The organism is Actinoplanes sp. NPDC023801, from assembly GCF_040639655.1.
Lineage (GTDB): Bacteria > Actinomycetota > Actinomycetes > Mycobacteriales > Micromonosporaceae > Actinoplanes.
In genome coordinates this window covers 72293-86335 of record NZ_JBFAAI010000040.1, presented here as the reverse complement: position 1 = coordinate 86335, position 14043 = coordinate 72293, and the positions used below count along the sequence as shown (strand labels likewise).

The following is a 14043-nucleotide window of genomic DNA, read 5'->3' as shown; positions in this document are numbered from 1 at the left end:
CGGGCCGGGGTAGCGCCGCGGGGGGCCCTCGGGCCGGGCCCGCGTCCTTCGTTCGCTGTCACTTAGTCGCGGCGCTCGCCGCGGTCGCCTCCGGCCGAGCGCGACCGGCGACGCCGGGGCTCGCCACCGCCCTCGCGGGGGCCACGGTCCTCGCGCGGCGGACGGCTTTCCCGGCCCTCGGCAGCACCCTCGGCGGCACCCTCGGCCGGAGCGGCCGGAGCGGCCGGAGCCTCCTCGCCCTCCGGGCGGACCTTGTCCAGGTAGATCTTGCCGCGGGCGTCGATGTCCGCGATGGACACCTCGACCTTGTCGCCGACGTTGAGGAAGTCCTCGACCTTGTCGACCCGCTTGCCGTCGCCCACCTTGGAGATGTGCAGCAGGCCGTCGCGGCCGGGCAGCAGCGAGATGAAGGCGCCGAACGCGGCGGTCTTCACCACGGTGCCGAGGAACTTGTCGCCGACCTTCGGCAGCGTCGGGTTGGCGATCGCGTTGATCCGCTCGACCGCGGCCTCGGCCGCCGGGCCGTTGGTCGCACCGACGTAGATGGTGCCGTCGTCCTCGATGGAGATGTCGGCGCCGGTCTCGTCCTGGATGGCGTTGATGGTCTGGCCCTTCGGGCCGATCACCATGCCGATCTTGTCGACCGGGATCTTCACGGTGGTGACCCGCGGGGCGTGCTCGCTCATCGCGGCCGGGCCCTCGATGGCGGCGGTCATCACCGACAGGATCGTGGCGCGGGCCTCCCGGGCCTGCTCCAGCGCGCCGGCCAGCACGTCCGACGGGATGCCGTCGAGCTTGGTGTCCAGCTGCAGGGCGGTGACGAACTCGGACGTGCCGGCGACCTTGAAGTCCATGTCACCGAACGCGTCCTCGGCGCCCAGGATGTCGGTCAGCGCGACGTACTGCGTCTTGCCGTCGACCTCGTCGGAGATCAGGCCCATGGCGATACCGGCGACCGGGGCCTTCAGCGGCACACCGGCGCTGAGCAGGGCCAGCGTCGAGGCGCAGACCGAACCCATCGAGGTGGAGCCGTTGGAGCCGAGAGCCTCGGAGACCTGACGGATCGCGTACGGGAACTCCTCCCGCGACGGCAGCACGGGCACCAGGGCCCGCTCGGCCAGGGCGCCGTGACCGATCTCGCGGCGCTTCGGCGAGCCCACCCGGCCGGTCTCACCGGTCGAGTACGGCGGGAAGTTGTAGTTGTGCATGTAGCGCTTGGTCTTCTCGGGAGCGAGAGTGTCCAGCGACTGCTCCAGGCGCAGCATGTTCAGCGTGGTGACGCCCAGGATCTGGGTCTCGCCGCGCTCGAACAGCGCCGAGCCGTGCACCCGCGGCAGCACGCCGACCTCGGCGGTCAGCGCGCGGATGTCGCGCGGGCCGCGGCCGTCGATGCGGATCTGCTCGCGCAGCACCCGCTGACGCACCTCGGACTTGGTGACCGAGCGGAACGCCGCGCTGATCTCCTTCTCCCGGCCCTCGAACCGCTCGTCGAGCAGCTCGTGCGCCTTCGCCTTGACCAGGTCGAGGGCTTCCTCGCGCTCCTGCTTGCCGGCGATCTTCAGAGCCTCGGCGGTCTCCTCGCGGACGGCCTCCACGACGGCGGAGTAGACGTCGTCCTGGTAGTCCAGGAAGACCGGGAACTCGGCGACCGGCTTGGCGGCGATCTCGGCCAGCTCGCTCTGCGCGCGGCACAGCTCGCGGATCGCGGGCTTCGCGGCCTCCAGGCCGCTCGCGACGATCTCCTCGGTCGGCGCGACGGCACCGGCCGAGATCAGCTTGATCGCGTGCGGGGTGGCCTCGGCCTCGACCATCATGATCGCGACGTCGCCGTCGGCGGTGACGCGACCGGCCACGACCATGTCGAAGGTCGCCCGCTCAAGCTCCTCGAGGGTCGGGAACGCGATCCACTGGCCCTCGACGTGCGCGACACGGGTCGAGCCGACCGGGCCGCTGAACGGCAGGCCGGAGAGCTTCGTCGACATCGAGGCGGCATTCATCGCGACGACGTCGTACGGGTGGGACGGGTCCAGCGCGAGGACGGTCTCGACGACCTGGACCTCGTTGCGCAGGCCCTTGGTGAACGACGGGCGCAGCGGCCGGTCGATCAGGCGGCAGGTGAGGATGGCGTCCTCGGACGGACGGCCCTCACGCCGGAAGAACGAGCCGGGGATGCGGCCGGCGGCGTACATCCGCTCCTCGACGTCGACGGTCAGCGGGAAGAAGTCGAAGTGGTCCTTCGGCTGCTTGCTGGCGGTCGTCGCGGAGAGGACAGTGGTGTCGCCCAGCTGGACGATCACGGAGCCGGCAGCCTGCTGTGCGAGGCGGCCGACCCGGAACACGATCTCGCGGGTGCCGAACGAGCCGTTGTCGATGACGGCGGTGCGGGATTCGTTGCCGAGAGCGTTGTTCTGCTCTGTCATGAAGTGCGGTACTCCTTCGTCGAGGACCCGGCGGTCAACAGCGCGTTTCAGCCGAGCCGGTCTTCGATCGAAGTGCCCAGGGACGTCACCTGGGAACCACTACCGAGGACCGGTGCTGACGGGTGTGATCCGCGCGGGTCCGTGGGGTGTCAGTGGTGCTTCCCGGGGAAACCGCCGAACGGCCGCTCCCCCGGGATCAAAACTATCGGCGCAGGCCGAGACGCTCGATGAGCGTCCGGTAGCGGGCGATGTCCTTCTTCTGAACGTAGTTCAGCAGACGACGACGCTGACCGACGAGCAGCAGCAGACCACGACGGCTGTGGTGGTCGTGCTTGTGCCGCTTGAGGTGCTCGGTGAGGTCGGCGATCCGCTTGGTCAGCATCGCGACCTGGACCTCGGGCGAACCGGTGTCGCCGTCCTTGGTCGCGTACTCACCCATGATCTTGTTCTTGGTCTCTTGATCGAGCGCCATGTTCTCCGGACTTCTGTGTTGCCGATTTCACGGTTACCCCGCGACCCGCGGCGTCGGGCAGGCAGGCGGGACCGGTGTCGGATATTCCAACGACCGTTCAACCCTACCAGGGGGTCATCCGAGCAACACCCGGGTCTCTTCGACGTCTGCCCGGATCTGCGCGATCAGCGGATCGATGCCGTCGTATGTCCGCTGCTCGCGCAGGTGGGCGACGAAATCGAGACTCACCCGCTCGCCGTACAGATCCCCGGAGAAATCGAGGACGTACGCCTCCACCCGCCGTTCCCGGCCGGAGAAAGTGGGATTGGTGCCGATCGAAACGCTCGCCGGAAGACGAGCACCGTTCTCACCGCCGCGGGTGAGCCACGCAGCATAGATTCCGTCGGCGGGCACGGCGGCATATCGGTGCGTCATCAGATTGGCGGTGGGGAAGCCGAGTTCACGGCCCCGCTGGTCACCGCGGACCACCACACCGGCCAGGCGATGCGGACGGCCCAGCGCGTTCGCCGCGGCCCGCACGTCCCCGGCGTCCACACAACTGCGGATGTACGTCGAGGAGAACACCAGCCCGTCCTCGGAGACCAGTGGCGCGTCCTCGACGGTGAAGCCGAACGTGCGGCCGAGCGACTCGAGCAGCTCCACGTCGCCGGCGGCCCGGTGCCCGAACCGGAAGTTGTCACCGACCACCACGGCAGCGGTGTGCAGCGACTCGACAAGCACGTCGTGCACGAACTCGTTCGGGGTCAGCTGCGAGAAGGCCGGGGTGAACGGCACCACGCACAGCGCGTCCACGCCCAGTCCCTCGATCAGTTCCGCCTTGCGGACCGGCTCGGTGAGCACGGCCGGATGCGAGCCGGGCCGGACCACCTCGGACGGGTGCGGATCGAACGTCATCACCACCGACTGCAGACCGGAGTCACGGGCGCGCTTCACGGCGTGCCCGATGATCGCCTGGTGGCCGCGGTGCACCCCGTCGAAGACACCGATCGTCACGACCGATCGGCCCCATCCCGACGGGATCGTCTCCAACCCCCGCCATCGCTGCATCGAACGCTCCTCAGCCGACGTTTACCCGCCCCAGCGTATCGATCGTTCAGCAGGCCGGTATCAGCCCTCCACACCACCCACCCCGGTACGATAAATCATGAAATGAGCGTCGAGTGGAGTCGCCTCGTACTGCTCGCTGCGGAGGTCACCTTCGCGGTGTTGTTCCTGCGCGCGCTGCTCGCCTGGCGGCGCACCCGCGACCCGCTGCAACGTGACGTGACCCTGGTCTTCACCCCGCTGATGCTGGTCTTCTGCCTGGACATGGCGCGGGTGGCCAACGGCACACTGCCCCGCTGGGTCAGCGTGGTCAATGCCGTCACGCTGATGGCGCAGCCCTACCTCACCCTGCGACTGGCAGGCCGGCTGCGATCGGTGTCCCCGGTCCTGACCGCCGGAGTCCTGGTCGGCTACGTGGCGGTGCTGACACCGTTGGTGCTGCTCGACCGGCCGCTGCCGGGCTGGGCCCGACTCGCCGCGGTGGCCTACTTCCTGACGGTCCAGACCGTCGCGGCCGCGCTGTTCTGGGGCGAGGCCCGGACCCGTACCGGCGCCAACCGGGCACGGTTGTCGATCGCCGCGGGAGCCACCCTCGTCTTCGGGCTGCTGATCATGCTCCTGGGTGGCCGGAACCCTCTGACGCGGGACATCAGCGTCGTGCTCGCCCTGATCAGTGCGCTCGGTTACCTGATCGCCTTCCAGCCGCCCCGCTGGCTGCGACGGTTGTTCTCGGCGGCCGCGGCCCAGTCGGTCACCGAACGCCTGCTGCGCGCGCCGGCCGACTCACCGGAACAGGTGTGGCAGACGTACGCCGAGATCATGCGAACCCAGACCGGTGCCGACGCGGTGGCGGTGGTGCTGCACGGAGACGACGGGACACTGCACCGGATCGCCTACTCCGGCCCGGTGCTGCCGGCCTCCGGCCAGCCGATCGACGCCGACATGAGCACCCTGGCCGGAGCCGGCGTACCGATCCGGCTACGAGCCGGCGGGCCCGGCCTGATCGGCCATTTCGGGGCCGGACTGGCCGACGACTACGTCCGGGTGCTGCCGATCCGGGTCCCGCCCGACGTCGAGGGGGCGGTGCTCCTGTTCAACCGGCACCGGAACCTGTTCAGCGATGACGACCTGATACTGCTCGCCGAACTGGGCGGCCAGGCCGGGGTGCTGGCCGAACGGCAGGCGATCACGACTGAGCTGAGCGCATCGGTGTCCGCGCTGACCCGGGCCAGTCAGGCGAAGAGCGAATTCCTGGCCAACATGAGCCACGAGTTGCGTACGCCGCTGAACGCGATCATCGGTTTCAGTGACCTGATGCGGGTCGAGGAGCCGGACGGTGACCGCCGCCGGGTACCCGCCGACTGGGTGGACCACGTCCACGGCAGCGGCCGCCACCTGCTCGGCCTGATCAACGACATCCTGGACCTCACCAAGGTCGAGTCCGGCCGGATGGAACTGCGGCTCACCCCGGTACGGGTGGACACCGCGATCGAGGATCTGCTCACCACGCTGGCCCCACTCTTCACCGGCAAACGGCTGGCGGTCCGCGCCGATCTGGCCCCGGTCACCGTGCTCGCCGACCGTCTGCGGTTCCGCCAGATCGTCGAGAACCTGCTCTCCAACGCGGTCAAGTTCACCCCCGAGGACGGCGCCGTCACGGTCACCGCCCGTGCCGAGGGTGACCGGATCCGGATCGTGGTGGCCGACACCGGTGTCGGCATCCCCACCGAGGACCTGGAACGTGTCTTCGACGAGTTCCAGCAGGCCGGCGACCCGGAACGACGGCACTCCGGCACCGGCCTCGGGCTCGCGCTGACCCGGCGGCTGGTCGCCGCCCATCACGGGCGGATCAGCCTCACCTCGGAACCCGGGCGTGGCAGCGAGTTCACCGTCGAGCTGCCGGCCACCTCGGTGACCGCCTCGGCGGAACACCCCGGCCCGGGGCCGTACGTGCTGCTCATCGAGGACGATCCGCAGTCCGCCGAGCTGATGCGCACCCAGATCGGCAACGCCGGGTACCGGGTCGAGGTGGCCGGGACCGGCGAGAGCGGGCTGGCCCTGGCCCGCGAGCACCGGCCGGACGCGGTGGTCCTCGACGTCACGCTGCCCGGGATCGACGGCTGGGAGGTGCTGCGCCGCGTCAAGGCCGATCACCGGCTGGCCGGCATCCCGGTCTTCTTCGCCAGCATCCTGGACGAGGCCCCGGCCGGGATCTCCCTGGGCGCGCACGACTGGTTCGTCAAGCCGGTCGACCAGCCGACGCTGCTCAGCGCCCTGGCCGGCGCCGTCGCCGCCCGGCCCGCCCCGAGGGTGCTGCTGGTCGACCACGACGACGAGATGCGCGAAGCCGTCGAGAAGGGGCTTCGGGCCGGCGGCGCCGACGTGGTGACCTGCGCCGACGGGCGCGACGGGCTGGCACGCAGCCGCACCGGGGAGTTCGACCTCATCGTCTGCGACATGCAGTGCCCCGAGGAGGACGGTTTCAGCCTGCTGGCCGCCATCGAACAGGATCCAGCCGGACGGCACACCCCGGTGCTGGGGCTGAGCGCGACCGCACTCACCTCCGGGAACGCGGCCCCGCTGATCGCCACCGCGATGGCGGGTGGTGTGGCCGCCGAGGCCCTGGCCGGCATCGAGGCCCGGCCACCACGGCTCAGACCCCACCCGGCGGCCCGGCACGGTCGCACCCGGATCTCCGCGAGCGACATCACGATCCGCAGCGCAGTCCCACCCGTCTAGGCCCGGAGGCCCAACCCGTGAGCGAACCGCACCGCATCCTGCTGGTCGAGGACGAGGAACTGAATCGCATGCTGGTCAAGGCGGTGCTGGCACGGGCTTCCATCGCCGCGGTGCGGGACGCCCAGCTGGTCGACGCGGAGACCCTGACCGCCGCCCGGCAGCGGCTGGCGGACAGCGAGTTCGACCTGATCCTGCTCGACCTCAACCTGCCCGACGGCAACGGTCTCACGCTGGCTCGCGAACTCTCCGCGACCGGAGCGCCGCGACCGCCGGTGGTCGCGGTCACCGCCAGCGTGCTGCCGCAGGATCAGAAGGCGGCCCTCGAGGCCGGCTGTGACGACTTCCTCGACAAGCCGTACGCCGCCGCCGATCTGGTCGCCACGATCGCGCGTCACCTGGGCTCCGCCTAGAACCGGAAGGCCCGCTGCCGCAGTGCCCCGGCCATCTCGTCCAGCGCGGCCGCACTCCGGCCGGCGGCCGCCTCCAGCTGCTGCACCGCAGCCGTCCGCCGCCGGAACTCGTGCTGCAGGTCCAGCGGCGGGACCGGCACCTCGAGCGCTTTGACGATCGCGGTGTTCAGGTTCTTCTGCGTACCCTCCGGGGCGAGCCGGGACAGGTGCGGCCGCATGATCCGGAAGTACCCGTAGAGATAGTCGGCCAGGATCCGCCCGGACAGGTCGGGGAACGCCAGGAAGCCGTCGTGGACGCAGGCGCCGGTGCCGAGGAACTTCGGGACCCCGACCGTGGCGCTGCCGGTGAGGACCAGGGTCCCCGCCTCCAGGTACACGCTCTTCGCCCGGCCCGCCTCGGTCAGGGTTCCCCGGATCTGCCCGACCACCCGCCCGGCAGCCGCGGTGACGTCGGAGATCCGGAGCCACGGGATCGTCCCGCCGAAGTAACGGGGATCGCCGGCCGGCCGCGGTGACGCGCCCCGGACCACCCTCGCCAGCGCGCCCAGCGGCACCGTGGGCCACCGCACGCGGCTCCCGGCCGGATTGCCGAACATCTCCGGGAAGAGCGTGCCCGACAGCTCGGACAGCAGGGCCCCGGCCTCCCGGCGGCGGGCGCGCAGCGCTTCGGCCCGGCTCAGCATCGCGGCTATCCGGCGCTGGCCGGCCGGCGGCGGCACCGGCACCCGGATCTGCGCGACGAACGCCGGACGGGCCCGCAGCAGGGAGCCGCCGACCCCGGCCACGGTGGTCATGAAACTGGCGTGGAACTCGTCGCCGAGCAGCAGGTGGCGGAGATAGCCGGGATCGACCGCTGGGGACCGGAACACGATCCACTCGCTTGATGCCAGCTTGCGCCGGCCGGTGTCCGGCCCGACCACCCAGGCGCGGCGCAGATGCGGGACGATCCTCGACAGGAGCACGTCGCCGGGCTGGACGAGCTGTTTCGGGGAACCGATCGCGGACCCGCGGACGATGTCCGGTCCGCCCCGGTCGTAGGCCCGGATGCCGTACAGCTCGAACTCCTCCCCCGTGTGCCGGGCCGGATTCACCGTGGTGGCACGGCCGGCCATCAGATCACCGAGGGGGACGAGTCCAGGAGCGGTCAACCGAGCAGGCCCTTCAGCTCCGACAGGCCCTGCTGGATCTCCGACTCGATCCGTTCCAGGTCGTCCAGGATCGCGGTGGACGACCGGAACTCGAGCTCCTCGTGGACGACCCGCCGGTAGCGGTTGAGGCTCAGGTCGTACCCCTGGGCCGCGATCTCCTCGCGGGGGACGCGGAAGCTGCGGTCGGTACGCGCCCGCTCGCGTTCCCTGCCGTCCCGATGCGCCCAGCGGGCCAGCAGGTCGGGGAGGTCACTGGCGCCGGCCGGCAGCGGCGCGCGCCGGTCGTCGAGGGTGTAGCCGTCGGCGGTCACCTCGTAGAACCAGACGTCACCGGTGCCACCGGCGTCGGTCCGCCGGAAGATCAGAACGGCGGTCGAGACACCGGCGTACGGCTTGAAGACGCCACCCGGAAGCTTGACGACCGCCTCCAGCTGCTGCTCCTCGACCAGGGTCCGCCGCAGATCACGATGCGCGCGGGTCGAGCCGAACAGCACCCCCTCCGGGACGATCACCGCGGCCCGGCCGCCGGGTCGCAGCAGGCGCAGCACCAATGCCAGGAACAGCAGCTCGGTCTTGCGGGTCCGAACCGTCCGGCGCAGATCCGCGGCGATCGTCTCGTCGTCCAGGCTGCCGGCGAACGGCGGATTGGCCAGGACCATCGAGTACCGGCCGGCGTCCTCTGCGGCACTCTCGGCCAGCGAGTCCCGGTAGCGGATGTCCGGCTGCTCGACCTCGTGCAGCAGCATGTTCATGCTCGCGATGCGCAACATCGTCCGGTCGAAGTCGAAGCCGTGGAACATGGCGGTGCCGAAGTGCCGGCGCCGGCCGGGATCGAGGAGGGCCTCCCGGTGCGTCCGGCTCACGTACGCCGCGCTCGCCACCAGGAAACCCGCCGTGCCGCAGGCCGGGTCGCAGATCTCGTCGTCCGGGCCGGGCGCCATCATCTCGACGATCACCTCGATGATGTGCCGGGGCGTACGGAACTGCCCGTTCTGCCCGGCCGTGGCGATCCTGCTGAGCATGTACTCGTACAGGTCGCCCTTGGTGTCCCGCCCGTCCAGCGCCAGGTCGTCGATCATGCGTACCGCCCGGGCCAGAAGCGCCGCGGTCGGCACGGTGAACCGGGCGTCACGCATGTGGTGCGCGAAGGCCGACCCGTCCCGGCCGAGCGTGCGCAGCCACGGGAAGACCTCGTCGCCGACGATCGCCAGCATGTCGGCCGGCTTCTCGGCGGTGAACCGGCACCAGCGCAGCCGCTCCGTCTCCGCGGTGAAGACCGGGTCCTTGATCAGCTCGCCGCCGCTTGCCGCGTCGCGTTCCCGGCGGGCGTGCAGCTCGTCCAGCAGCCGCAGGAACATCAGGTAGGTGATCTGCTCGGTCACCTCCAGCGGGTTGGAGATCCCACCCGACCAGAAGGCGTCCCACACCCGGTCGATCCTGTTCCTCAGCTCACCGCCGATCACCGGCGCAGCCTACTCGTCAGGCGGGCGCGAGGACGATCTCGGCACGCGCCCGGCCGCCGCGTTCACTGACGACGGCGAGCACCTCACCGGAGGAGTCGAAGACGGCGTACGGCCCCTCGATGCCGACCGGGTCCAGTGGACCGCCGTGGCGCAGCACGCGGGTCTCCTCCTCGGTGGCGACGCGTTGCGGGAACGCCCGGCGGGCCGCCTCGGCGAGCGGGAGATCGATCACGTCGGGGGCACGTTCCTCCAGTTCGGCCAGGGTGGACGCGGCGTCCAGCGCCATGCCGCCGACCGCGGTCCGGCGCAGCGCGGTGAGGTGGCCGCCGACGCCGAGGGCGGCGCCGAGGTCACGGGCGATGGCCCGGATGTACGTGCCGGAGGAGCACGTCACTTCGATGTCCACATCGACCACGTCACGGTCGTCCGGCCGCCGGATGGCGAGCACATCGAGCTTGTGGATCGTGATGCGGCGGGCCGGGATCTCCACGGTTTCACCCTCACGGACCCGCTTGTAGGCCCGCTCGCCGTTGATCTTGATGGCGCTGACCGCGCTCGGCACCTGGTCGATCTCACCGACCTGGACGGCCAGACCGGCCCGGATCGCCTCGTCGGTGACGTGGCCGGCCGATGCGGTCCCGGACACGTCGCCCTCGGCGTCGTCGGTGATCGTCGACTCGCCGAGCCGGATCGTGGCGGCGTAGCTCTTCTCCGCGCCGATCACATAGGTCAGCAGCCGGGTGGCCCGGTTGACGCCGATGATCAGGACGCCGGTCGCCATCGGGTCCAGCGTGCCCCCGTGCCCCACCCGCCGGGTCTTCGCCAGCCGCCGGATCCGGGCGACGACGTCGTGCGACGTCATCCCGGCCGGTTTGTCCACCACGATCAGTCCGTCCGTGTTCACCCGCCCACCCTAAAGCCGGCTCTCACCGCTGTCTCAGCCCCCTTGAGACAACGGTGCCGGCCGGCCGCCGGGTCGGGCGGCCTGAGACAGCGGTGGGGGCCAGCCGGGGGGTTTTTCAGCGGGTGGCGCCGGTGACCGCCCAGCGCGGTGAGCGCCAGCGCAGGAGCAGACCGGCGAACCGGGCCAGGGTGAACAGTCCGAGACCGGCCCAGACGCCGCCGAGCCCGAGGTCGAACGCGTACGCCAGCCAGATCGCCGGGAGGAAGCCGAGCAGCGCCGACAGCGCCGTCAGCGTCCGCAGGAAGGCCACGTCCCCGGCACCGATGAGCACACCGTCCAGGGCATAGACGATCCCGGCGAACGGCAGCAGCGCCACGAACCAGGGCCAGACGATCGCCGCCTGCTCGTGCACCGCCGGGTCGGGCGTGAACCACCCGGGCACCACCGAGGCGCCGGCCGCGGCCAGCACGGCGAAGGCCACCGCGGCCACTCCGCCGGCCAGGGTGACCCGGCGGGCGACGTCCCGGGCCTCGTCCGCGTCGCCGGCACCGAGGGCCGCCCCGACCAGTGACTGTGCGGCGATCGCCACGGCGTCGAGGGCGAGCGCCGCGAAGAACCACAGCTGCAGCGCGATCTGGTGTGCACCGACCGCCGCCACCCCGAACCGGGCGGCGACCGCGGTCGCGGACAGGAAGCAGACCTGGAAGGCGGCGCCGCGGATCAGCAGGTCACGCCCGAGCACCACCTGACTCGCGATGACCGACGGGATCGGGCGGAGCTGCCGGGTCTGGCGGATCAGCGCGGCCAGGAACAGGGCACCGCCGACGGTCTGCGCGGTCACGTTCGCGATCGCCGAGCCGGTCAGCCCGAGACCCATCGGATAGACCAGGATCGGGCAGAGGACCGCCGAGAGCACGTTGGCGCCGAGAACGATCCAGAGCGGCCGGCGGGCGTCCTGGACGCCGCGCATCCAGCCGTTGCCGGCCGCGGCGAGCAGCAGGCCCGGCGCACCGAGCGCGGCGATCCGCAGCCAGCCGGCGGCCGCCTCGGCGATCTCCGGGTCACCGGCCAGCAGCCCCGCCAGCGGGGCGGAGGCGATCACCCCGATCAGGGCGAGGACCAGTCCGACACCCAGTGCGAGCCAGGAGGCCTGGACCCCCTCGGCAACCGCGGCGGCCCGATCACCGGCGCCGAACCGGCGGGCGGCACGGCCGGTGGTCCCGTACGCCATGAGCGTGCCGAACCAGACGGCGAGCGACATCACCGTCCCGCCGATCGCGACGGCGGCCAGCGGCACCGAGCCGAGGTGGCCGACCACGGCGGTGTCGACCAGGACGTAGAGCGGCTCGGCGGCCAGCACCACGAGTGCGGGCAGCGCCAGGCCGGCGATCCGGCGTGCCGTCGCGGTGCGGCGCGACGGGGTGTACGCATCGGCGGGCGGGCTCATGGGAACTCATGATGCCCGCCCGCCGGTAAGGGTCGCAAGGCGACCCGTCACTTACATCTACTGACGCGTGTCCATCGAGGTCTGCAGAGCGCGGCGGGCCTGCTCGGCGGCGTCGTCAGCGGGCTGGGGCTTCGGCTTGGCGGCCATGAGGAAAATCCTTCCAACGGGTACGGGCGCGCGAGAAACGCGCGCCCGGAGGCGGTCGAGCGGGGCGTCACCGGCCGGCGCGGGGTCGCCGCGGCCTCTGGCCCGGGTGACGCGACCCGGGCCGGTGGGCACGGGTGGCTCGAGGTCTCGCCGATGGCGTCGGTGGCAGCCGGGCGGAACCAAATCACCGTTCAGGCCCCAAACTAACGTTCAGTCATGCCCCCACACGCCGCGTTCCCGCGATCCGGGACGAGAAAAACGGGAGCCACCCTTCCGGGTGACCCCCGCCATGCAGGTGAAACATCGACTAGTTCAGATGCTCGTCAAGTAGCAGACGCACCGTGTCCACCACCTCGGCGGCCTCGCCGTACCCGGTGAAACCCGCCGCCAGACGGTGCCCGCCACCACCCTGCGAAACCGCCACACCGCTCACGTCGACCGCGCCCTTGCTGCGCAGCGACACCGACCACTCGCCCGGTGCCACCTGCTTCACCACCACCGAGACGTCGGCCTCGGCCACCGACCGCACCGGGTCGATCAACGCGTCCAGCACGTAGGGCGGCTGGCCGTGCCGCGCCAGGTCCGCCAGCGTGGCGTAGGTCCACACCATGCCCCGGCCACCGGCCGCGTCCGGTTCCAGCACGGCCCGGCCGATCACCTCGCCGGTCAGCTTCATCGCGCCGAACGGCTTGCTGTCGAAGATCCGCCGGGAGATCTCGCCCGGGCGGATCCCCGTCGCGATCAGCCGCGCGGCCAGCTCATGAACCGATACCGTGGTCATGTCGAACTTGAACGAGCCGGTGTCGGTCGCCAGAGCGACGTACAGGCACTCCGCGATCTCGGCGTCCAGCGGCACACCGAGGCGGCTGAGCAGCCCGTCAGCGACCACCGAGGTGGCCGCCGCCCGCGGGTCGACCAGCTGGACCCCGCCGAACCCGGTGTTGGACGCGTGATGGTCCAGCACCACGCTGGCCGGCGTGTCCGCGACACGGGCGGCGAGAGCGCCGAGGCGCGACTCGCTCGCCACATCGAAGACCAGGACCAGGCGGGGTGCGGCGAAGGCGTCCGGCTCAGGCACCAGCAGATCAACACCCGGCAGGTCGCGGTACGGGCCGGGCACCACGAAGTCGCCGGGGAACGTCGCCCGCACCCGGGTGTACCCGAGGCGCCGCAACCCGAGCCCGAAACCGAGCATGCTGCCGAGCGCGTCGCCGTCCGGGTTGACGTGGCAGATCAGCTGGATCTCGTCATCGGGGCCGGTCGAGCGGACCGCCGCGACAGCGGCGGCCCACTGGCCGGCGGAGGGTCCGAGGGTCACCCGTTCTCCTCGCGGGCACCGACCCGCTCGGCTTCGTCGTCCTCGGACTCGTCGTCGTCACTCTTGTACGGGTCCGGATCACCGGCGTACTTCGCACTCGCCGCGATCCGCTGGACCTCTTCGTCCCGGTGCCGTGCCTCGGCAAGCAGGTCGTCGATCTCCTTGACGTGGGTCTGCACGTTGTCGAGCACGAACGCCAGACTCGGCGAGTGCCGCAGCGCGAGCGCGTGGCCGACCCGGGTGCGCAGCATGCCTTTCGCGCTCTCCAGGGCCGCCGCCGTGGACGCCTGCTCGGTCACGTCCCCCAGAACCGTGTAGAAGACCGTCGCCTCGCGCAGGTCGCCGGTGATCCGGGCGTCCGTGATCGTCACCATGCCGAGACGGGGGTCCTTGATCTCCCGCACCAGCCTGGCCACCAGCTCCTTGATCCGCTCCGCGTGCCGGCGCGTCTTGGCTGGGTCAGACATATCGCCCACCTCCGACTGTGTATCCCGCGGGTCGAACCACCCCGCCCAACTGCTGAAGCGTACC

General features: G+C 71.2%; 11 protein-coding genes. 2 read left to right on the top strand and 9 right to left on the bottom strand.

Going from position 1 to position 14043, the window contains the following annotated elements; all coding sequences use genetic code 11:
- Positions 1–62 precede the first annotated feature (62 nt).
- From AB0G04_RS40695 to AB0G04_RS40685, 3 genes are all read right to left on the bottom strand, one after another.
- On the bottom strand, positions 63–2420 hold the full coding sequence (locus AB0G04_RS40695; protein ID WP_360994913.1) for a polyribonucleotide nucleotidyltransferase: 2358 nt from the start codon (positions 2418–2420) through the stop codon (positions 63–65).
- A 202-nt stretch (positions 2421–2622) separates the two neighbouring features.
- Positions 2623–2892 (bottom strand): 30S ribosomal protein S15, encoded by a 270-nt coding sequence (gene rpsO, locus AB0G04_RS40690; protein ID WP_360994910.1) that lies wholly within the window; start codon positions 2890–2892, stop codon positions 2623–2625.
- A gap of 114 nt (positions 2893–3006) precedes the next feature.
- Entirely contained in the window at positions 3007–3939 is a 933-nt protein-coding gene (locus AB0G04_RS40685) for a bifunctional riboflavin kinase/FAD synthetase (protein ID WP_360994907.1), read from the bottom strand.
- Between the two features lie 102 nt (positions 3940–4041).
- On the opposite strand from AB0G04_RS40685, the gene AB0G04_RS40680 reads away from it, so the two are divergent.
- Together AB0G04_RS40680 and AB0G04_RS40675 are read left to right on the top strand one after the other, a co-directional pair.
- Positions 4042–6675: a response regulator gene (locus AB0G04_RS40680; protein ID WP_360994904.1), complete on the top strand. Its 2634-nt coding sequence runs from the start codon at positions 4042–4044 to the stop codon at positions 6673–6675.
- A gap of 17 nt (positions 6676–6692) precedes the next feature.
- The gene (locus AB0G04_RS40675; RefSeq protein WP_360994901.1) at positions 6693–7085 is read left to right on the top strand and encodes a response regulator; all 393 of its coding nucleotides are present in this window, start codon (positions 6693–6695) and stop codon (positions 7083–7085) included.
- Here AB0G04_RS40675 and AB0G04_RS40670 read toward each other — a convergent pair.
- The 6 genes from AB0G04_RS40670 to rbfA form a co-directional block, all read right to left on the bottom strand.
- Positions 7082–8233 (bottom strand): restriction endonuclease subunit S, encoded by a 1152-nt coding sequence (locus tag AB0G04_RS40670; RefSeq protein WP_360994898.1) that lies wholly within the window; start codon positions 8231–8233, stop codon positions 7082–7084. The two genes, AB0G04_RS40675 and AB0G04_RS40670, sit on opposite strands and share 4 nt — an antisense overlap.
- Complete coding sequence (locus tag AB0G04_RS40665; protein WP_360994895.1) at positions 8230–9696, bottom strand: class I SAM-dependent DNA methyltransferase; 1467 nt, start codon at positions 9694–9696, stop codon at positions 8230–8232. The genes AB0G04_RS40670 and AB0G04_RS40665 overlap by 4 nt, the downstream gene beginning before the upstream one ends.
- Before the next feature lie 16 nt (positions 9697–9712).
- Positions 9713–10600 (bottom strand): tRNA pseudouridine(55) synthase TruB, encoded by an 888-nt coding sequence (truB, locus tag AB0G04_RS40660; RefSeq protein ID WP_360994892.1) that lies wholly within the window; start codon positions 10598–10600, stop codon positions 9713–9715.
- Positions 10601–10715: 115 nt separating this feature from the next.
- Entirely contained in the window at positions 10716–12047 is a 1332-nt protein-coding gene (locus AB0G04_RS40655; RefSeq protein ID WP_360994889.1) for an MATE family efflux transporter, read from the bottom strand.
- Between the two features lie 454 nt (positions 12048–12501).
- On the bottom strand, positions 12502–13512 hold the full coding sequence (locus tag AB0G04_RS40650) for a bifunctional oligoribonuclease/PAP phosphatase NrnA (RefSeq protein WP_360994887.1): 1011 nt from the start codon (positions 13510–13512) through the stop codon (positions 12502–12504).
- On the bottom strand, positions 13509–13979 hold the full coding sequence (gene rbfA / locus AB0G04_RS40645; RefSeq protein WP_360994884.1) for a 30S ribosome-binding factor RbfA: 471 nt from the start codon (positions 13977–13979) through the stop codon (positions 13509–13511). The genes AB0G04_RS40650 and rbfA overlap by 4 nt, the downstream gene beginning before the upstream one ends.
- Positions 13980–14043 lie beyond the last annotated feature (64 nt).

Bases quoted from the DNA above. Each gene is read 5' to 3' on its own strand.
- AB0G04_RS40695 (WP_360994913.1), bottom strand. From the start codon at position 2,420: ATGACAGAGCAGAACAACGCTCTCGGCAACGAATCCCGCACCGCCGTC.
- AB0G04_RS40655 (WP_360994889.1), bottom strand. From the start codon at position 12,047: ATGAGCCCGCCCGCCGATGCGTACACCCCGTCGCGCCGCACCGCGACG.
- rbfA (WP_360994884.1), bottom strand. From the start codon at position 13,979: ATGTCTGACCCAGCCAAGACGCGCCGGCACGCGGAGCGGATCAAGGAG.
- rpsO (WP_360994910.1), bottom strand. From the start codon at position 2,892: ATGGCGCTCGATCAAGAGACCAAGAACAAGATCATGGGTGAGTACGCG.
- AB0G04_RS40680 (WP_360994904.1), top strand. From the start codon at position 4,042: ATGAGCGTCGAGTGGAGTCGCCTCGTACTGCTCGCTGCGGAGGTCACC.
- AB0G04_RS40685 (WP_360994907.1), bottom strand. From the start codon at position 3,939: ATGCAGCGATGGCGGGGGTTGGAGACGATCCCGTCGGGATGGGGCCGA.